The sequence below is a fragment of the Psychrobacter sp. WY6 genome, assembly GCF_018448495.1.
In the GTDB taxonomy this organism is placed as follows: Bacteria; Pseudomonadota; Gammaproteobacteria; order Pseudomonadales; family Moraxellaceae; genus Psychrobacter.
On record NZ_CP049902.1, the window covers coordinates 3,374,671 to 3,392,757 of the forward strand.

Sequence of the window (18,087 nt, forward strand, 5' to 3'; positions counted from 1 at the left end):
ATTTGAGGTTTAAGTACTCATTGAGGCTGGAGAAAAGTTTATTATTTTTGTTTTATTAATATTAGCTACCTTTTTGATGGTTGGCTATCTAGCAAACATCATATGATAATCACGTTTTTTATAGACTCGCCTTATTCATTGACAAAGGCTATCTTCGTAAGTCCTGCTTGACTGGCAGCGGCTAGCACTTGAGCGACCGTGTCATACTTACTGTCTTTGTCAGCACGCAATTGTACAGAGGGGTCTTTACCTCCAGCACTTTGCTGTTGTAACCGTGCCTCTAACTCCTCCATGCTAATCGCATCGCTGTCCCAAAATATCCCTGCGTCTTTATCGATGCTAATTTGAATAGCCTCTGGTGGCGCCTCATTTAACGCAGCACTGGTCTTCGGCAACTCTAGTGGCACTGTCGGATTCAGTACGGTCGCCGTCAATAGAAATATAATCATCAATACCAGCATGATGTCGATAAGCGGAATGAGGTTCATCTCACTCATACTTTGACTGTCATCATCACCCAATTGAAATGCCATAATCACTCTCAATACATTTGGTTATTCGCAATATAGCTCGCTTGACTATCGCCTAACGAACTGCCCCATCAATGGATAGTCGTTAAGGCTGCGACGCGGCTGAACTGTGATAATGAGTCACTCGCTGAGCATCTGCTGTGTTTGAGTGCATACCCTTTGCTAACGAATCTTGGGTAACAGTCGATTTGCTGTCCGTTAACGTCTGCTGGGTAACGACCATTTCGGCAGAACGTGCCAATAAGTCATGCGCTCTATCGTTGGCGTGATACATCACACGGCGATTGATACGCACTGCAAGGTTATAAAACACCACGGCTGGAATCGCCACGGCGATCCCCAAACCTGTCATGATAAGTGCCTCACCGACTGGCCCTGCTACTTGTCCCAAGCCTGCTTGCCCACTCATGCCAATGTTATGTAACGCATGAAAATACCCCATACCGTCCCAAACAAACCAATAAATGGCGCAATTGCGGCCGTCGTCCCAAGAATAGGTAAGCCGCGCTCACTAGCAAAACGGTAACGACCAATATGCTTGAGCAAGATCTGCTCAGTAACCAAACGGCGAGTAGTGGCATCTGCTGCTATCATCTCAGCCTGCTTTACTTGAATCTGTTGACTCAAATCATCTGCAACATTGGCGGCCAATTTGCGGCTTTGTAGCACACGAATGATGCCTGTCACCCAAGAAAGAATAGATAAAGCAAGCAACAAAAAGAACAAGGTTTTTGTCACCATGTCGCTGATTTGCCAGTATTGCATAAAGTCCATGTCAGACTCCTTAGTGTTTAATGCCATTACATGATAATGCTGTGCAGAGCGCCGCCAGCCTCATCATGACAGTTATGAATGAGTATTTTTTGAAAAAATTATTTGAATACTAGGGCGTGTCATCAATTAGCACATTAGTACGTTTAGTGGTCTTAAAATGGCTAAATTTTGCTAAACATCGTCAGCAATTTTGTCAATATGTTCATATTAACGGCAATTACTTCCTTGTTTATCTACAATTTTTCTCATTTTAAGCCTCACAATCTAATTGATGACACGCCCTAGTATTAGTCTACGACATGGCTTACTGGTAGAGTCACAACACCTACCACGGGCACGCCATTTTTAATAAAAGGTCTGAACCTAGCAGAGTGCATCTTCTTTACCGCCTCTTTGTCTACTATACTATTGCCTGATTTTCCAACTAAAAGCACATCACTAACCCGGCCCTGTTTATCCACCGTCACTTTCAATAGTACATTAAAAGTATCACCCGTCTTGGCCCTTCTTAGAACAGAATCAGGAACACTAAATCGTGGTGTCTTTATCATCTCCGCATCACCAGCAGTAAAGCTCACGGGTTCATTGCTTGCAGTGGCTGCTGCTTTTTGCGCGGCATCGCACTTTAGCCGCTTCTTTCCGCTGCTTTTCTGGCATTCGCTTCGGCTTGAGCCTCTCGGGCAGCCTTGGCATCGGCTATTTTCTTAGCGTCTTGCACTGCTCTATCATGGGCTTCTTGAGCGGCCTTTTGTGATTCTGCTGCTAGAATTTTACGTCGTTCTTCAGCTTCACGTTGACTATCAGCCATTGAGGTATCCACTTTCGATTCTACTATTGGCTTTTTCGATACCTCTTTTTTAATAATATCCGGCTTCTTTTTTTCTACTTTTACGACAGGTGCTATATCAGCCTTTTTGGCTTTTACCACTGGTTTTTCTGGTGTATTTTGCTTAGCCTTCACTACTGGAGCTACTTTAGGTTTTGACGGTGCTTGTTTTTTAGGTTCAGGTTTTGACTCTGTTTTAGGTACTGCTTTTTTGGGCGTTACTTCCTGAACTTCTTCTACTTCGGGGATGGCTGTTTTGACAGGTAACGTCACCATCTCTATCTCGATAGGTGGTGTGTCTTTTTTTGGTTCAACTTTTATCTCAGGCGTCTTGATCGCCACCAATGCAACTGCCGTCAGCACGTGCAAGCCCACAACTATAATAAGAGCTGCGAGTATCAATTTAAGTGGTGGCGCGTCTAAATCCGTTGAACTCATAACATCCTAATATTCATTAACTGCGGTAGAATGGCGTAGATAATAATGCAAACGATAATTATTATCAATAATAAATTTATAATAATTTTGCTTATCAGGTAAATGATCGGCCTATCATTTAGCGTTATTAATAAGCAAAACCTAATTAATCATTCGACCACCCTTTCTCAAATATCGCTATGCATGCTTATTGTGCCAAGGCAGTCAAACCCCATGTAATAAAGTGACGTATAAAAAACCATTATCATTTGTATTGATAATGAGTCTCAATTAATTTATCATAGCCCCTAATCGACTGCGAATCTTTAAGATTACAAAATCTCAAGATATTAAGGCATGTTGAACATCTCAATAGCTAAGCGTAAAAAAAACCCATAAAAAATCATAACGTCAAAAGTAATACCGTCGAGCATTGTATGGTGTGAAGCATCACATCGATGAAGTTCTTTTTACTTTTATATGACCGATTATTTGATACATCCTTTGTCCAACCAGCTGATATACCGAGTTATTTATGTCTATTACTTTATTGCCTAACCGCTCTACTCCTTTTTTCAACGCCGCCCTTTACTGACTGCCATGGTGACCGCTCTGGTTGCTACGATCAGTGTGACAGGTTGTAGCTCACCTGAATCTAACGACTCCGAGCCCGCAGACGCTAAGACTGAAAACCAAACAGCAGATCATGCCTCGAATGTCGCTAATAACGATGCGGTCTCTGTTGAAAAAATCACGGTCGACACAGTAAAAGGCAATGTCGACTTGGCAATGAATCCATCGCCGTTGGTGGTCTATGATATGACGTTGATGCAGGATTTGGCCGCGCTTGATGTTGCTGTCGATGGTATGCCAAGCGGTCTAAAATTAGACAATTTACAGTCTAAGACACAGCCTGAACCAAAAACCGTCGGCACTGTATTTGAGCCAGATCTTGAGGCGTTGAACGCGATGCAGCCGCAAGCTATCTTAGTCGGCTCACGCATGGCAGAAAAATATGATGCGCTGTCCAGTATTGCGCCAACGCTCGACATGACGATTGATACTGCAAATATCTATGAATCGAGCAAGCAGCGTTTGCATGATTTGGGTGCATTGTTCGGTAAAAGTGCTCAAGCAGCGGAACTGCAAGGCAATATCGACGGGCTCATTGATGAGACTAAAACATTAACCAAAGATAAAGGTAAAGGCTTAGTGGTCATGGTCAATGGCAATAAGCTATCTGCCTACGGCGACAAATCACGCTACGGTTTTATCCATACCGTGCTGGATATTCCAATGGCAGATGACCAAATCGCCGATGCGCGCCACGGTCAGCCAATCTCGTTTGAATACATACAAAAAACCAATCCAGACTGGTTATTCGTCGTCGATCGCAGTGCCGCCATTGGTGAAGATGGTGCTGGTGCCAAAGCCGTATTAGACAATCCATTGGTCGCGCAAACCAACGCATGGAGTAACAATCAAGTGGTTTACCTTAGCCCAGACTCATATCTTGCCTTTGGCGGTTATTATCAATGGATGCAGGATTTGACGACCATTAAAGAGGCTTTTGCTAACGCTAAATAAATGATGCGTTAAATAAGTAATATGCTAAAAAAGCAACATGTTAAATAAGCGTCATTCGTTTTTAGGCAACTGTCATCACTGTCAGTTGCCAACCCTCACTTTAAGCCAGTAGCTGATATGCCGTTATTTTCCTCTCGTGCGCAGACCAGCGTTAAAGCCCGCCCTACTTTACCAGCCGCATCAACGAGTTGGCAAAAAAGCGCAAGCCGTGGTCTAAGCTCTAAAAATCGCCGTGCTTCTATACCACCGTGGGTCATCAACACGGGCAGCCTCATTATTATGGGGCTTTTGGTGTTATTAAGCTTATCAATTGGTGTGGCTGATTTTTCGTGGTCAGGTATATTTCACAGCCTTATCAACCATAGCGCCAACTCCGACAGCTCACTGCTACTGGTCAGTCGCCTACCGCGTACCATCGCTATTATCTTGACCGGTGTTTCCATGGCAGTTGCTGGGATGATTATTCAAGTGGTGCTCAAAAACCGCTTCGTTGAGCCATCGATGGTCGGTGCAACTCAAAGCGCTGCACTGGGATTATTGATGGTTAGCCTGCTATTTCCAGCCAGTGCGCTCATTGTCAAAATGGGTGTCGCAACCATCGCCGCGGTATTTGGCATGATGCTGTTTATGCTACTGATCCACCGCATTCCGCCAACGGATTTTTTGATGATCCCGCTAATTGGTATCGTCTTTGGAGGTATCATTGAGGCAGTGACGACCTTTATCGCCTATCAAACAGAATCGTTACAGATGCTCAGCGTTTGGCAGTTTGGTGATTTCTCTGGCGTCTTAGCAGGTCGTTACGAGCTGCTATGGCTGACGGGCGGATTGTGCGTGCTGGCGTATATCATTGCTGACAAGCTGACCATCGTCGGTTTGGGTGACAATATCGCGCTCAATTTAGGCATCAGCAAACGACAAGTAACATGGGTTGGCGTTGGTATGGTGGCGATGATGAGTGCAGTTGTCGTTGTAACCGTTGGCATGATTCCTTTTATTGGTTTGGTCGTGCCTAATATCGTCAGCCGACTGATGGGGGATAAATTGCGCCGTAGCTTACCAGCGGTGGCATTATTGGGCGCTTCGGCAGTGCTATTGTGCGATATTATTGGACGCTCGATTCGCTATCCATTTGAAGTGCCTGTGGCAACGGTTTTTGGAGTCGTTGGTACGGTACTGTTTTTATGGCTATTATTACGTGCGCCTGCTGAGCAAAAAATAACTCGCCATAAAGTTTTTTATTCATAACGACTGATCAAACCTCTTTGCCTCTTCTCTCTCTTTTATCGTTGTTTTGTCTGATTAGATAAGCCTAGCACTATAGGATTTACGCATGTTTTCACCGTCTAAGCCTAGCGCCACAGCCAATAACACTCTAGATGACAGTGCTTCAGAAAATAACGGCAAAACTACTTTTGGACAAAGTTGTGTTGCGCGACTCTGGACATTTATAGTCAATCATCCAAAATCTATTGCCGCTATCATATTGCTGATCTCAACCATCCTATTTTTGACAGTCAACGTCAACGGCCATTGGGACTTTACGCTACCACTGCGAGGTAAAAAGTTACTGGCGTTAATGGTCGTCGGTTATGCGATTGGCGTATCGACTTTATTGTTTCAAACCTTGACGCACAACCCTATCTTGACGCCGTCATTGCTGGGCTTTGACTCGCTATATTTTTATTACAAAGCCTGTTGGTTTTCTTTTTGGGCGCAATAAGTTTTACCAGTATCAATCCTCTTGCCAAATTCACCCTTGAAATTGTTTTAATGTTTGGCGCGTCATTATTGTTATTTAAGCTGCTGTTTTCAAAAAGCAGTCAGGATCTGACGCGACTGATATTGGTCGGCGTTATCTTTGGGGTCTTGTTTCGTAGCTTATCAGCCCTGATTGCCAGATTGATCAATCCTGATGATTTCGTCGTCGTGCAATCTGCCAGTTACGCGCAATTTAATACGGTCAATCCGCAGCTGCTTGGTATCAGCATTGTTATCTGTGCCATTAGCGCACTGTTTATCTGGCGCTGGCGTTATCAATGTGACGTATTGATGCTTGGCAAATCACAAGCCATTAACCTCGGTATTAACTATCAACGCTTGGCATTTGGGCTATTAACGGTCATTGCGGTATTGGTCGCCACGGCAACCTCATTGGTCGGTCCAGTGACTTTCTTTGGGCTGTTGGTTTGTGCGCTAACCAATCGTATCGCTCGCCATATGTATCACAGCGAGCGTCTGATATTGGTCAGTTTGGTGGCGATGATTTGCTTGGTACTCGGTCAGACGATATTTGAGCAACTATTGGGCATGGCAGGTGTGCTATCGGTGGTGATTGAATTGGCTGGTGGTTTGGTATTCTTAATATTGATTTTGTGACTCAGCGTCGTTAATATCGTGCTTATTTAATAGTCATTGACCTAGTAGCCAATCATCTAAAAACCATTGATATAGTAATGAAAAATCAGATCCTTTGTAAAAGTAAGAACCACTATGATTAAACTCAATAACATCTCGTACCATATTGGCAAACAGCAAATTCTTCATAACATTACGTTGTCGTTACCAAGCGCACAGGTGATTGCCCTGATTGGTCCCAATGGCGCGGGTAAATCTACTTTATTTTCGGTCATGGCGCGCTTGCAACCGCTACAGTCGGGACAAGTCAGTTTCGCTGTAGATAATGAGGAACGTGATATTGTTAGCTGTCATGCGCGAACCTTGTCCAAAACTGTGGCGATGCTTGGACAAGACAACCAAGTACAAGGACGACTTCGCGTGCATGAGCTGCTGATGTTTGGTCGTTACCCTTATCACCAAGGGCAACCGACGGCGGACGATCAGCAAAAAGTGCAAGAAATTATCGAACGTTTTGAGCTTGCGCCGTTAGCCGAGCGTTTTTTATCGACACTATCGGGTGGTCAGCGTCAGCGGGTGTTAATTGCGATGATTGTTTGCCAAGATACGCCGTATTTATTGCTCGATGAGCCGCTGAATAATTTGGATATGTACCATGCTGGTCGCCTGATGCGTGAGCTGCGTGAGTTAAGCCATACTCAGCAAAAAACCGTGGTCATCGTGCTGCACGATATCAATCAAGCTGCGCAGTTTGCTGATACCGTGGTCACCATGAAAGAGGGTCAGGTGATGGCTGTTGGTCAACCTGCAGAGGTCATCACCCAAACAACCATGAAGGATCTGTATAACGTCGATGTTACCGTGCTCAGTCATCAAGGTCGCCCAGTGATTGTCGATGCGGTTTAAGTACAGAGCTTTGCAAACTAAAAGGAATTGTTGATGCATAAAATCCTATTGAATCATCGATGGATAAATTACAAAAACTTATCCCTATTAATTTTAATCATTAGCTTTTGTCTATGCATTTATTACGCTGTGAATAAAAAGATAGCAGATACCCTGTTTTGGTTAGGCATGACTTTGTATGTTCTAAGGTTGGTGGTTATTCCGATGGATTTTACTCAAAATATTGCTGCAGTAGATTATACAAAAAACTTTGACGAAAACAACAGATGGCATAGATGGGTAATGTTGGGTGAAAAATTTGCTTTTTTGATATTTACCGTTGGGATAGCCTACAGTATATTTTGCAATTAAAGCTTTAGTTAGCGACCTTAATAAATACTATCAAAGATAGCTGTACTCTGTAATATTGACGTGATCACCTTGACCTCTGAAGGTTGCATCATCATTATTATGGATATGGTTTAAGTACAGCATATCTTATAGTTGCTCTTTAATGGCTGGTTTCGCGTAATCGCTTCAAGGAGTTGTCTTTAACCGTCAATTTTTGCCTTTGCTTTAACCGACTTTGACGCCCTTTGACCCATAAATACACACCTGTGCCAGATAAGACCGCCACGGCTAACCCCGTCAATGCTAAAAATATTTGATACAACAAATGAACTACGCCATGGCTGATATGTCCCATGTGTAGCGTTGCCATCCATTGATCAGCTTGATTACCAAATGAGCTTTGATACCCAAAATTAATACGCTCGACATTGCCTGTTGCGGCGTCAACCGTGATAGATGACGCACCGCCTTTTTTACCGATATCTTTATTGGTTTTAAAGCGCATTTGCCATTGATTGTCCTCTTCTACCCAACGCACTCCCAATAGCTGCTGGACGTCGACGCCATTTTTTGTGCGGCTATCTCTGCCTGCCTGCTTAAATAAGCAATACTATTAGCCTTGTCTACCTTATTAGTACTGTTCATATTAGTGCCAATAGTAGTCGCCTCATCACTACTAGATTCAGTGTTTATCGCAGGCTTATTTTGTTTCTTTCCTTTGCCTTCATCTCTACCTTCAAGTCCTACCAGCGCTTGCATTACAGGCTGATATACCAATTTTAAATTAAAACCAACACTCGACCACGCAATGACAAACAGCATCAACCACAGCCATAAGCCAAACGCATGATGCAAATCATAATTAAGCTTAAAAGTATTGGTTTTTCGGCGGATTTTCCAAGCAGGTAGCCAGCGTTTAAAAAATGAAGCGCGGGGTTTGCCAGATGGTTTTCTCAATGCGGTTTGTTGAGATTTATTGGCACTAACTGCTCTTGGAAAGGTTAAATAAAAGCCGATGAAACAATTAATCGTCCAAATTAAAGACACGATACCCAGTATTAATTTGCCGATATCACCTAGCAATAAATCTCGGTGCAACCAAAATACCTTGTACATCGTATTGCGCCATGCCCACACCTCTTTATCACGTGTACCGATGATTTCACTAGTAAAGGGATTGACATATACCTCTTGAAATGGCGCTTTGGGCTGATTTTTGGCGCTTTCACCTCGGACTCTATCTACCGAAAAAACCGCTGATTTGTTCAGCGCTACTGACGTTGGCATACTAGAAAATTGATACTGTGGATAAGCGCTGATAACAGCATCATGCAGTGTGGCGATCGGTAGTGGCGGCTTGTGTTGCGACTCAATATTTGCCAGCTTGTGATTGAACACATCATCTAACTCATCATGAAACGCCAATAGCGTGCCCGTGATACCAGCAATGATCAAAAAAGCTGCCATCGCAAGCCCAGTATAACGATGAATCCATAAACAGCTCTGACGTAACGTAGGGGGAAATGAAGTCATTAGTATTGGTTTTTATTCATCGTTTCTTTATTCATTGGTTGTTTTGATTGGTATTTAAAAAAAGTTGTAATTGCTATCACATGCTTCATCATTTACTGACCAAAAAAGCCAGCTCTCATACAAAGACAGCTAGCTTTTAGATATTACCAATAACAGTTAGATTAGAATTGATAGGTCAAAGAGGTTTTGATATTACGACCCATCTCAAAATCTGTAGCCGTAGCATTAGCTGGATTTAAGCGCGAACCGTGGCTAGCATAAGTTTCATCAAACAGGTTATAAACCCCAACTGTGGCTTTCAAGCCATCTACTTGAGCTGGAGAGTAGCTCATAAAGATATCATGGACATCATAGCTCGGTTTCTTAAGCTCCGTAACGTCACCTCGAAGATAAAGGTTTGCGTAACAGGGGCTACATAGGTACTGCGCCAGCCAAGCTCAGTGGTATCAGTTGGCTGATACGCTAGATTGACCATGTATTTATCACCTGCATCTGATCCTGACCCTGTTTGTGAATAAAAACTATAACCCGTATCTTCACCTTTACTACGCGCATGAGCATAGCTTAAACCCATGCTAAAGTTATTCATTTTATAATCAGCGGCCAGCTCAACACCTTTTATTTATAATCTTCGTCCTTATTGACCGCACCTTGGCAATCATTCCCAAGGTTTGGTCCACAGCTTAGACCTGAGCGTATAAATTCAATATAGTTTTCGATATTGGTTCAAAGTATTTACCGCTTAGTTGTAGCGAATCATTAGCCGTAGTGAGATCACGCAAGGTGGTTACGACACCCACTTCAGCGTTATCACCCTCTTCTGCTTTTAGGTCGTTGTTAACCACTGTGCCAGCACCATCTCGATTGAAGATAGCTTGGCCTAAATCTGGGCCATTGAACAGCTGAGTATAGCTAGCAAAAACCTGCGTACTCGGCGCAATCTCATAGCTTGCGGCAAGTGCACCGACAACATTATCGTAAGTTTTGCCACCAGCAATAAAATCAGGTGCTTCATAGCGGTCATAACGCACGCCTGGCGTTAGGCTAAATTTACCCATTTGCCATTGGTCTTCTAAATAAACTGAGGTATTTTTAGCACTATCTTCCCTGATGCGGGCAGTTTTGTTGCACGTCTTTAGCGGTGTAAAAATCTGACTGTTTTTATAGTGCTCTAATCCTGCGATCAGTTTATGGGTCCTGACGTTGCATCAATTACACTGGTGTTTTCGATCTTACCACAGTACATTTCACTTTTGCATCCCAATCATAGCCTGGCGATGTTTTCGGGTCATTATCACGTGAAATTTGGGTCTCGGTTTGATAAATGGTGGTATCAACGTCAACCAGCGAGCTTGCTGGGTTAAAGTTATAATCAAGCGTATAGGTATCACGCTTTACTTTTTGCGGGATTGGATCATCGCCGAGGCTTGGAAAATCCGGACGGAATGGGAAAGTCCCTTCTTTATCAGTACGGCTAAAGCTTGCGCCTACATGATGGTCATTACCAACATAGGCGCCGGCTTTTAATAAGAAGCTCTCGCTCTCACTGTCTTCAAACAACTCACGGCCTTCACCGTCTTCACCCGAGCTGGTATCACGCTTGCCATAATAAGCCAATAAATCGACATTATCAGATGGTGCGCCAAAAACTGTGGCTGACGTCAGTAGCTCATCATTATTACTGGCATAACCTGCTTTTAGCTTGGCACCAATCTTTTGACCAGGTTTAAGTAAGTCAGCGGCATCGACCGTTTTAAAAGCAACCGCGCCGCCAAGTGCATCATTACCGAGCGTGACAGAATTGTTGCCCACTGCCACATCCGCTTGTTTGAGCAAATCAGGATCAATGGTGATATCGCCCATATGATAGAACAGCTTGCCTTCTTGGCGCGCGCCATCAATGGTGACTTTTAGGTTGCTGTCTTCAAGACCGCGAATACGAATGCGCTGGTTGACCGATGACGTACCGCCTATGGTCACGCCTGGCACCACATTTAAGAAATCGCTTAAATGGCTTGCTTGCTGTGCAGGCGTATAGTCTTCTATGTAAACAGAATCGGTTTGCACTTTATCACGTACTGAGCTATTGGCTGTCACCGTAATGGTCTGCAACGTGGTGCTTGGCATGTCTTCTGCAGGTGCTGCACTGACTGCTTGTGACCATAATACCGCTGCCACGCCCATGGACAATACCGTCATTTGACTAGATAGTTTTGATAACTTTACTTCACGCATAACACACTCACCTTATTGACTATCACAAATTAGAATTTTTAAAAGCTATTTACTGTTGAGCACAGCTTGTGGCAGTTGCACCGCTTATTGTTGAAAACCATTTTTTAGACGATTGCAGTCTTGACAAAGCCAAAGTCTTTCATACGAATAACAATGTTAATGATAATTGTTAGCATTTTAATATTGAGAGGCATAATAACGAAGTACTAACAATTTGGCAATAATTAATGCGAGAAATCTAATATTAAAAAATAGCGCTAAATCTGGCTGACTTATTCCGTTTTGTTGCTTACTGTTTTTAGACGAGTAGAAATAGCCAGCAAACCAAATCTGCTGCGCTATGTTCGTCTAATAGACTGTTATTATTTAAGAAATAAAGCCATCAACATGAAAAAAAACGTTGCAATAGCCAACCCTTTCACTATACCCTTAGATAGTTGACCAATTAGTCAGGTTTAAACCTACGACTATTAGTCATATTGATAAATAATAGCTAGCTGCTGATATTTATTAGCACAAGGATAAGTGCGACTCTTTGTAAGACAACTAAGCAATATGAAGATAAACGGTGTGTCGATATCCATCTCTAAACTCATCACAATGCTTAGCTCTCTCCACAGAGCTTGGACTAAAAGTCACTTTAGGAGGAAGCCAAGATGAGCGAACACATTCAAGGAAACCCCGATTTACTATACGGATTGCATGACCGCCCTACCCCTACAAAAGCCTTTTTGGGCGCAGTACAACACGTACTTGCCAGCTTTGTCGGTATCATCACCCCCTCATTAATCATAGGCGGCGTCTTGGGTTTGGGGGAACATATCCCTTATCTCATCAGCATGTCATTGATGGTATCAGGGGTCGCTACCTTTATTCAGACCCATAAAGTTGGACCAGTAGGTTCCGGTCTTATGGCATTACAAGGAACCAGTTTTGGCTTCTTGGCCGCGGTATTGGCGGCAGGTTTTGTGGTAAAAAACAAAGGCGGGAGTCCGGAGGAGATTCTCTCTGTTATCTTTGGCGTCTCCTTTCTTGGTGCCTTCGTTGAGATTTTCTTAAGTCAATTCATCACCAGACTCAAATCTCTGATGAGCCCTATCGTGACGGGTTGTGTGATTGTGACTATCGGTCTGTCATTAACCAAGGTTGGTCTGACGGATTTGGCAGGCGGCGTGGGCGCTGAAGATTTCGGGAGTATACAGAATCTGCTGCTCGGTGGCGGGGTCTTGGTTAGTGTGGTATTGATTAGTATTGTTAATAATAAAGTCATTCGCTCCAGTGCTATTTTTATAGGGCTGAGTCTGGTCTGATCGCAGCCATTCTTATGGGACGTATTGATTTCTCTTTGGTCTCTGATGCCCCTATCTTTACGCTACCTGTGCCATTCAAGTTTGGTTTTGGGTTTGATTGGCAGGCTTTTATTCCTATCGCCTTTATGTATGTCATTACCAGTATTGAAACCTCTGGTGATTTGACGGCGACTTCGATGATATCGGGCGAACCCATCAAGGACCTTTATACGAGAAACGCATTAAAGGTGGCGTATTAGGTGATGGTGTCAACTCATTAATTGCGGCGGTGTTTAATACCTTCCCAGTGACGACTTTTAGCCAAAAAACGGCGTGATTCAGATGACTGGTATTGCCAGTCGCTATGTGGGCTTTTTGTTGGGGCTATCTTGTTCACTATGGGGCTATTTCCTATTTTGGGTGCTATCTTTACCCAGTTGCCAAAACCAGTCGTTGGCGGCGTGACGTTATTGATGTTTGCAACGGTAGCGACCGCTGGTATTCGCATCTATCAACGGTCAACTTTACCCATCGCAATATCTTAATCATGCCACTTCGCTAGGTCTGTCCATGGGCGTGGCTTTGTTCCTGATGTATTCGCACAGGCGCCGCAGCTTTTCCGTAAATCTTTGGTTCGCAGTTTACTATGTCAGGTATTGTGGCCATTACTCTCGATATGATTTGCCCAAAAACTACGGTGTCGAATTTGATACGGAGTAGAACAACATCTGGATGACGGTCTAAAGCCTCTTAGACAAAAGGCTCTTAAACGTACGTTAGAATAGTCAAATTCTTTACCAATCAGCATTGCTGTTCTGGTTTGCACATTGACTCTTTTAGCGCGCCTTAATACGAAAACATTTAAAGTGCTTTCGTATTAATGGCATGTTATAGACGTAAAATAATAATAAAAGCATTACTCAAGACCACAGCCACGCAAAATAAACGGCACTAAAAAGTCTGCCGCCCGCGCTTCATCCTGCTGATCGTACTCACTCTTTTTCCATCAAACCGACAATTCTGTCTCAAATTCTGCATATCGCTGCGTCGTTGCCCAAATCAAAATCAATAGCTGTAAAGGTCAGCGATGCCAATCTTACCTTGCTCATGCCAAGTTTTCATCACTTGTGCTTTGTCTAGCGCCCACGCCTTCATGGTCGCCGACATAAATTCATGCAGGTGCGGGGCACCGCCAATGACTTCCAGCGCAAATAATTTATGGCGATTGGGGATGAGCAAACGCTTGATGCAATTTGGTACGGACAAACTTTTCGATGACCGTTTTAGGGTCACTATCGACTGTCATGGTGACTAAGCCATCGTTCCACTCTTGAATAATAGAATGCAGCACTGCTTGGTACAGATTTTTTTTATTCTTAAAGTAGTAATGCACGTTGGCTTTTGGCAGCTCAGCTCTATCGGCAATACCTTGCATCGTCGCACCGCGGAAACCTTGCAGCACGAACTCCTCTTCTGCCGCCGCCAAAATGACGGTTTGATTGTGGGCGCGGATATCTTGCTGATTGCGCTGTACAGGCGCGTCAGACGCGGCTTGTGGTTCTATATCGTTATGTTGAGCCATGATAAATGTTACCTGTCATTATTGTGATGAATAAAGAGCCATATCCCAGCCAATAACTGGATTTATATGCTAATTTTTATGAAATATCACCAGTCTAAATAAAATATTTACACAAAGTAGTTGACCAAATGGTCAGGTTTAAGCAGAATAGCTCATAGTAAACCAATTATTATTCGATAAATACTACTTTAGCATGAGATGTTATCGAGAAATGTTACTCCACCGCTTTTGTCAGAAAAGAAAAGGATGTCATCGTGAAATTATCTTTACAGCAGTTTAATGAGCTCTCAACAACTGAGGCAATTTCACATCTATTGACCTGCTGTACCAGCACCCATTGGGCGCAGGCTTTAGAAAAAAAACGTCCTTTCGCTGATATATCTACATTACTTGCTCATAGTGATGATGCTTGGGCACAAGCGCAGACAGCAGAAGCCCAGTTACTAGAGGCTTTTGATGGTCATCCACAAATCGGCAACGTCGACTCGTTAAAAGAAAAATACCGCAATACTCAAGACAGTGCTGCCCATGAGCAGTCGGGTGCCAATGATGCCAATGACGAGGTGATTGAAGCTTTGGCACAAGGCAATCAAGACTACCTTGATAAATTTGGCTTTATCTTTATCGTATTTGCCACTGGTAAGAGCGCGCAGCAAATGCTCGATTTATTGTTAGCACGTCTGCCCAATGATCGCACTACTGAGCTGGTCAATGCGGCGGCTGAGCAAAATAAAATCACCCGCTTACGTTTACAGAAACTGCTGAGTGACGCTTAACGCATTCAGCAGCATCTGACTCATTTATAAAAGGATTATTATGTCAGGTACTCTCTCATCACACATTTTAGATACCCATTTGGGCAAACCAGCTGCTGGTATTGCCGTGACGCTAGATCGCGTAAGCGCAACTGGCGAGGCATCTCTATTAGCCAATGGCGTCACCAACGCGGATGGACGCGTGACACCAGACAGCTGGTCGTTTGACCCAACGATTGATATTGCTGAATATCACTTAGATGTTGGTCGTTATACCTTAACCTTTGATACCCAGTCTTATTTCGATGCACAAAATCTCACGGCTTTTTATCCACAAGTAGTCATTGATTTTATGATAAGTGATAACGGTCACTATCATGTACCGCTACTGCTTAGCGCACATGGCTACAGCACATATCGCGGCTCTTAGTTATGTAGTTATATAGCATCACCATATAAAAGAACCTCATAAAAGAACGTCGCCATAGCAAAACGCGTCGAAAGATTGAAAAAAGCTGAACAAAAGAAAATTGTAAAAAGGACATTTGCAACATGGGCGCTTATTATCTCGATTGGTTTAACTTATTTTTTCGCTGGTTCCACGTCATCGCTGGCGTGGCATGGATTGGTGCGTCTTTTTACTTTGTTTGGCTAGATCTTAGTTTACGTAAACCACCACAGTGGAAGGCTGACAAAGGCATTTCAGGCGACTTATGGGCGGTACATGGTGGCGGCTTTTATGAAATTGCCAAATACAAGCTTGAACCCGAAGAGATGCCAAAGACCCTGCACTGGTTTAAATGGGAAGCTTATACCACTTGGCTGACGGGTATGGCGATGCTCTCTAGTCTACTATGCCAATGCGACTGCCTACTTGATTGATCCCAGCAAAGTCGACTTTGGTAGTAGTATCGGTGCCATCTCGACCAGTTTGTTATTTTTATTCGGCAGTTATTTCATTTATGAAGTGATTGTCCGCAGCCATTTGGGCAAAAACTCCTTCATTTTTAGCACCATTATTTTTATCCTATTAATCATCGCCTGCTGGGGTTCTTATCAGCTATTTAGTGACCGTGCTTCGTTCATTCATATCGGTGCTATCTTAGGTACTGTGATGGCAGGTAATGTGTTCTTTGGTATCATGCCCGCTCAACGAGCGCTGGTAGAATGCGTGAGGCGTGGTGAAAAACCAGGCAAAGAAGTAGCGGACTTGGCACTACAAGCAAAAAACCGCTCGCTGATGAACAACTATTTTACCTTACCGCTGATCTTCACCATGATTAGCAACCATTATCCGATGATGTATTCTCATGCTCACGGCTGGTTGGTATTGGTATTTGTGGGTATCATCACGGCTATTGTACGTCACTATTTTAACCAAAAGCATTTAGACAATCATAAGCCGCGTTATTTGGTCATCCCTGCTGTAACTGTATTATTAATTATTTGGATGCGCCCAGAACCAATTGAGCCATTACCTGTTGTCAATGCTGCAGTCGCTGCTGAAACGGCGACACCAAATAGTATGCCACCAACAACTACTGATAGTGCAGTCGACGGTTCTACTATAAGCACTGATGCCGCCTCAAATGAAAATATCACTGCCGACGTCGTGCCAGTAACTGCCTCTGCTGATGATGCCATTATGGATGTCGTGCACACGCGCTGTAGCACGTGCCATGCCGCTCAGCCTACTCAGCAAGGATTTGCCGCGCCGCCAGCTGGTATCATCTTGCAAACACCGACCGACATGAAAACTCATAAAGCAAAAATCGTCACTGCTGTACAAACAGGCTATATGCCACTGGGTAATCTCACAAAATTGACGGATGAAGAACGTCAGCAAATGGTGGCTTACGCATCGGGATTATAGATAAAGGTCGCAGATAAATATTATATAGATCCAAAGTTACGCCTTATTTTGCTTTAGTTGACTTAAGTTGCTTTAAAATATTTAGGATATATTGACAATGAGTAAAAAAATAATCAGCGATTTCAATCAAGACGCCTACCCTCGCGACTTAAAAGGCTATGCTGATAAGCCGCCAAAAGCCAACTGGCCAGGCGGCGCTAAAATCGCTGTACAGTTCGTCCTCAATATCGAAGAAGGCGCAGAAAATAGCGTGATTCATGGTGACGGTCAATCAGAGCGGTTTTTATCGGATGTCTTGGGGACACCAGAATTTAACAATCGTCATCAGTCGATTGAGTCGGCATTTGAGTATGGTAGCCGTGTGGGTGTTTGGCGCGTATTGGACACTTTTAAAGAATACGGTTTGCCTATTACGACCTTCACTTGCGCTGCTGCTGCTGAAAAAACGCCGCATATTATCGAGCGAGTATTAGAAGATGGACACGAAATCGCCAGTCACGGTCTACGCTGGATTACTTATCAAAATATGTACCGCGAAACCGAGCGCGAGCATGTGCGCCGTGCCACTGAAATATTCGAGAGCATGATCGGCGGTCAGCCGCTCGGTTGGTACACGGGACGAGATAGCCCGAATACTCGTGAGTTGGTCGCCGAGCAAGGTGGCTATATTTATGACTCAGACTCTTACGCGGATGAGCTCCCTTACTGGCTCAATGTCAAAGTAGAAGACGGTAACAAAATCGCTCGTAAGCCGCATTTGGTCATTCCCTATACCTTAGAGACCAATGACATGCGGTTTGCCTCAAGCCCAGGCTTTACCAACGCCGAGCCTTTTTATCAATACTTAAAAGACAGCTTCGATACCTTATACGAAGAAGGCGCGCACACACCCAAGATGCTGACCATCGGTTTGCACTGCCGCATCATTGGTCGCGCCGGTCGCATCATCGCCCTCAAAAAGTTTTTGCAATATATCACCAGCAAGCCCGATGTGTGGGTATGCCGCCGTGATGACATTGCCAAACACTGGTATAAAAACCATCCAGCCACTGCCGATAACACTGCAAACTGGATGTAACCATACGTTTAGAC

Annotated in this window: 23 protein-coding genes and 2 pseudogenes; 13 read left to right on the forward strand and 12 right to left on the reverse strand. The window is 43.8% G+C overall.

Annotation, left to right across the window (positions count from 1 at the left end; genetic code table 11):
- Positions 1–131 precede the first annotated feature (131 nt).
- The 4 genes and pseudogenes from G7Y90_RS16915 to G7Y90_RS16930 all read right to left on the reverse strand — a co-directional run bounded on the left by G7Y90_RS16915 (position 132) and on the right by G7Y90_RS16930 (position 2,568).
- A complete protein-coding gene (locus G7Y90_RS16915) occupies positions 132–533 on the reverse strand; it encodes an ExbD/TolR family protein (RefSeq protein ID WP_045444454.1) in 402 nt (133 codons plus the stop codon).
- 82 nt (positions 534–615) lie between these two features.
- Positions 616–1,304 (reverse strand): annotated as a pseudogene (locus tag G7Y90_RS19425) (MotA/TolQ/ExbB proton channel family protein).
- A gap of 287 nt (positions 1,305–1,591) precedes the next feature.
- Complete coding sequence (locus G7Y90_RS16925) at positions 1,592–1,882, reverse strand: energy transducer TonB (RefSeq protein ID WP_250162998.1); 291 nt, start codon at positions 1,880–1,882, stop codon at positions 1,592–1,594.
- Positions 1,883–1,929: 47 nt separating this feature from the next.
- A complete protein-coding gene (locus G7Y90_RS16930) occupies positions 1,930–2,568 on the reverse strand; it encodes a hypothetical protein (RefSeq protein WP_250162999.1) in 639 nt (212 codons plus the stop codon).
- 579 nt (positions 2,569–3,147) lie between these two features.
- Between G7Y90_RS16930 and G7Y90_RS16935 the strand changes: the two genes are divergently transcribed.
- The 5 genes from G7Y90_RS16935 to G7Y90_RS16950 all read left to right on the forward strand — a co-directional run bounded on the left by G7Y90_RS16935 (position 3,148) and on the right by G7Y90_RS16950 (position 7,398).
- On the forward strand, positions 3,148–4,134 hold the full coding sequence (locus tag G7Y90_RS16935) for a siderophore ABC transporter substrate-binding protein (RefSeq protein ID WP_250163000.1): 987 nt from the start codon (positions 3,148–3,150) through the stop codon (positions 4,132–4,134).
- Between the two features lie 117 nt (positions 4,135–4,251).
- Positions 4,252–5,382: an ABC transporter permease gene (locus tag G7Y90_RS16940; protein ID WP_250163001.1), complete on the forward strand. Its 1,131-nt coding sequence runs from the start codon at positions 4,252–4,254 to the stop codon at positions 5,380–5,382.
- Positions 5,383–5,467: 85 nt separating this feature from the next.
- Positions 5,468–5,857, forward strand: coding sequence for an iron chelate uptake ABC transporter family permease subunit (locus tag G7Y90_RS18245; RefSeq protein WP_284143781.1), 390 nt, complete (start codon positions 5,468–5,470; stop codon positions 5,855–5,857).
- Complete coding sequence (locus G7Y90_RS16945) at positions 5,845–6,513, forward strand: iron chelate uptake ABC transporter family permease subunit (RefSeq protein ID WP_284143782.1); 669 nt, start codon at positions 5,845–5,847, stop codon at positions 6,511–6,513. Before G7Y90_RS18245 ends, G7Y90_RS16945 begins: the two co-directional genes overlap by 13 nt.
- A 114-nt stretch (positions 6,514–6,627) precedes the next feature.
- Positions 6,628–7,398: an iron ABC transporter ATP-binding protein gene (locus tag G7Y90_RS16950; RefSeq protein WP_250163002.1), complete on the forward strand. Its 771-nt coding sequence runs from the start codon at positions 6,628–6,630 to the stop codon at positions 7,396–7,398.
- Between the two features lie 490 nt (positions 7,399–7,888).
- On the opposite strand, the gene G7Y90_RS16955 is transcribed toward G7Y90_RS16950, so the two are convergent.
- The 6 genes from G7Y90_RS16955 to G7Y90_RS16980 all read right to left on the reverse strand — a co-directional run bounded on the left by G7Y90_RS16955 (position 7,889) and on the right by G7Y90_RS16980 (position 11,496).
- Positions 7,889–8,266 (reverse strand): PepSY domain-containing protein, encoded by a 378-nt coding sequence (locus G7Y90_RS16955; protein WP_250163003.1) that lies wholly within the window; start codon positions 8,264–8,266, stop codon positions 7,889–7,891.
- Positions 8,254–9,261 (reverse strand): PepSY-associated TM helix domain-containing protein, encoded by a 1,008-nt coding sequence (locus tag G7Y90_RS16960; protein ID WP_250163004.1) that lies wholly within the window; start codon positions 9,259–9,261, stop codon positions 8,254–8,256. The genes G7Y90_RS16955 and G7Y90_RS16960 overlap by 13 nt, the downstream gene beginning before the upstream one ends.
- Positions 9,262–9,422: 161 nt before the next feature.
- Positions 9,423–9,593, reverse strand: a complete 171-nt coding sequence (locus tag G7Y90_RS16965) for a TonB-dependent receptor (RefSeq protein ID WP_250163005.1) — start codon at positions 9,591–9,593, stop codon at positions 9,423–9,425.
- Positions 9,590–9,850: a hypothetical protein gene (locus G7Y90_RS16970; RefSeq protein WP_250163006.1), complete on the reverse strand. Its 261-nt coding sequence runs from the start codon at positions 9,848–9,850 to the stop codon at positions 9,590–9,592. The genes G7Y90_RS16965 and G7Y90_RS16970 overlap by 4 nt, the downstream gene beginning before the upstream one ends.
- A 94-nt stretch (positions 9,851–9,944) precedes the next feature.
- Positions 9,945–10,448 carry a TonB-dependent receptor domain-containing protein gene (locus G7Y90_RS16975; RefSeq protein ID WP_349773451.1) on the reverse strand — a complete coding sequence of 168 codons (504 nt, stop codon included), beginning with the start codon at positions 10,446–10,448 and terminating at the stop codon, positions 9,945–9,947.
- 25 nt (positions 10,449–10,473) lie between these two features.
- A complete protein-coding gene (locus G7Y90_RS16980; RefSeq protein ID WP_250163007.1) occupies positions 10,474–11,496 on the reverse strand; it encodes a TonB-dependent receptor plug domain-containing protein in 1,023 nt (340 codons plus the stop codon).
- Between the two features lie 656 nt (positions 11,497–12,152).
- On the opposite strand from G7Y90_RS16980, the gene G7Y90_RS18250 reads away from it, so the two are divergent.
- The 4 genes from G7Y90_RS18250 (at position 12,153) to G7Y90_RS18265 (ending at position 13,330) form a co-directional block, all read left to right on the forward strand.
- On the forward strand, positions 12,153–12,806 hold the full coding sequence (locus G7Y90_RS18250; RefSeq protein ID WP_284143783.1) for a solute carrier family 23 protein: 654 nt from the start codon (positions 12,153–12,155) through the stop codon (positions 12,804–12,806).
- A gap of 14 nt (positions 12,807–12,820) precedes the next feature.
- Complete coding sequence (locus G7Y90_RS18255; protein ID WP_284143784.1) at positions 12,821–13,045, forward strand: solute carrier family 23 protein; 225 nt, start codon at positions 12,821–12,823, stop codon at positions 13,043–13,045.
- Positions 13,027–13,122, forward strand: coding sequence for a solute carrier family 23 protein (locus G7Y90_RS18260; protein ID WP_284143881.1), 96 nt, complete (start codon positions 13,027–13,029; stop codon positions 13,120–13,122). Before G7Y90_RS18255 ends, G7Y90_RS18260 begins: the two co-directional genes overlap by 19 nt.
- Positions 13,123–13,183: 61 nt before the next feature.
- Complete coding sequence (locus G7Y90_RS18265) at positions 13,184–13,330, forward strand: solute carrier family 23 protein (RefSeq protein WP_284143785.1); 147 nt, start codon at positions 13,184–13,186, stop codon at positions 13,328–13,330.
- Between the two features lie 520 nt (positions 13,331–13,850).
- Here the strand turns inward: G7Y90_RS18265 and G7Y90_RS18270 are convergent.
- Together G7Y90_RS18270 and G7Y90_RS16995 are read right to left on the reverse strand one after the other, a co-directional pair.
- On the reverse strand, positions 13,851–14,024 hold the full coding sequence (locus G7Y90_RS18270) for a TetR family transcriptional regulator C-terminal domain-containing protein (RefSeq protein ID WP_284143786.1): 174 nt from the start codon (positions 14,022–14,024) through the stop codon (positions 13,851–13,853).
- The gene (locus G7Y90_RS16995) at positions 14,002–14,367 is read right to left on the reverse strand and encodes a TetR/AcrR family transcriptional regulator (RefSeq protein ID WP_250163008.1); all 366 of its coding nucleotides are present in this window, start codon (positions 14,365–14,367) and stop codon (positions 14,002–14,004) included. Before G7Y90_RS16995 ends, G7Y90_RS18270 begins: the two co-directional genes overlap by 23 nt.
- Before the next feature lie 254 nt (positions 14,368–14,621).
- On the opposite strand from G7Y90_RS16995, the gene uraD reads away from it, so the two are divergent.
- The 4 genes and pseudogenes from uraD to puuE all read left to right on the forward strand — a co-directional run bounded on the left by uraD (position 14,622) and on the right by puuE (position 18,073).
- Positions 14,622–15,143 (forward strand): 2-oxo-4-hydroxy-4-carboxy-5-ureidoimidazoline decarboxylase, encoded by a 522-nt coding sequence (gene uraD, locus G7Y90_RS17000; RefSeq protein ID WP_250163009.1) that lies wholly within the window; start codon positions 14,622–14,624, stop codon positions 15,141–15,143.
- Between the two features lie 40 nt (positions 15,144–15,183).
- On the forward strand, positions 15,184–15,552 hold the full coding sequence (gene uraH / locus G7Y90_RS17005) for a hydroxyisourate hydrolase (RefSeq protein WP_250163010.1): 369 nt from the start codon (positions 15,184–15,186) through the stop codon (positions 15,550–15,552).
- A gap of 122 nt (positions 15,553–15,674) precedes the next feature.
- Positions 15,675–16,995: pseudogene (locus tag G7Y90_RS17010) on the forward strand (urate hydroxylase PuuD).
- Positions 16,996–17,092: 97 nt separating this feature from the next.
- Entirely contained in the window at positions 17,093–18,073 is a 981-nt protein-coding gene (puuE, locus tag G7Y90_RS17015; protein ID WP_193008650.1) for an allantoinase PuuE, read from the forward strand.
- Positions 18,074–18,087 lie beyond the last annotated feature (14 nt).

What these genes read in the sequence shown, in the direction of transcription:
- G7Y90_RS16915 (WP_045444454.1), bottom strand. Translation starts at nt 533, where the DNA reads ATGGCATTTCAATTGGGTGATGATGACAGTCAAAGTATGAGTGAGATG.
- G7Y90_RS16965 (WP_250163005.1), bottom strand. Translation starts at nt 9,593, where the DNA reads ATGAGCTACTCTCCAGCTCAAGTAGATGGCTTGAAAGCCACAGTTGGG.
- G7Y90_RS16935 (WP_250163000.1), top strand. Translation starts at nt 3,148, where the DNA reads ATGGTGACCGCTCTGGTTGCTACGATCAGTGTGACAGGTTGTAGCTCA.
- G7Y90_RS16950 (WP_250163002.1), top strand. Translation starts at nt 6,628, where the DNA reads ATGATTAAACTCAATAACATCTCGTACCATATTGGCAAACAGCAAATT.
- G7Y90_RS18265 (WP_284143785.1), top strand. Translation starts at nt 13,184, where the DNA reads ATGGGGCTATTTCCTATTTTGGGTGCTATCTTTACCCAGTTGCCAAAA.
- puuE (WP_193008650.1), top strand. Translation starts at nt 17,093, where the DNA reads ATGAGTAAAAAAATAATCAGCGATTTCAATCAAGACGCCTACCCTCGC.
- G7Y90_RS16940 (WP_250163001.1), top strand. Translation starts at nt 4,252, where the DNA reads ATGCCGTTATTTTCCTCTCGTGCGCAGACCAGCGTTAAAGCCCGCCCT.
- G7Y90_RS18255 (WP_284143784.1), top strand. Translation starts at nt 12,821, where the DNA reads ATGGGACGTATTGATTTCTCTTTGGTCTCTGATGCCCCTATCTTTACG.
- G7Y90_RS16960 (WP_250163004.1), bottom strand. Translation starts at nt 9,261, where the DNA reads ATGACTTCATTTCCCCCTACGTTACGTCAGAGCTGTTTATGGATTCAT.
- G7Y90_RS18245 (WP_284143781.1), top strand. Translation starts at nt 5,468, where the DNA reads ATGTTTTCACCGTCTAAGCCTAGCGCCACAGCCAATAACACTCTAGAT.
- uraH (WP_250163010.1), top strand. Translation starts at nt 15,184, where the DNA reads ATGTCAGGTACTCTCTCATCACACATTTTAGATACCCATTTGGGCAAA.
- G7Y90_RS18250 (WP_284143783.1), top strand. Translation starts at nt 12,153, where the DNA reads ATGAGCGAACACATTCAAGGAAACCCCGATTTACTATACGGATTGCAT.
- G7Y90_RS16970 (WP_250163006.1), bottom strand. Translation starts at nt 9,850, where the DNA reads ATGAATAACTTTAGCATGGGTTTAAGCTATGCTCATGCGCGTAGTAAA.
- G7Y90_RS16930 (WP_250162999.1), bottom strand. Translation starts at nt 2,568, where the DNA reads ATGAGTTCAACGGATTTAGACGCGCCACCACTTAAATTGATACTCGCA.
- G7Y90_RS16995 (WP_250163008.1), bottom strand. Translation starts at nt 14,367, where the DNA reads ATGGCTCAACATAACGATATAGAACCACAAGCCGCGTCTGACGCGCCT.
- G7Y90_RS16980 (WP_250163007.1), bottom strand. Translation starts at nt 11,496, where the DNA reads ATGCGTGAAGTAAAGTTATCAAAACTATCTAGTCAAATGACGGTATTG.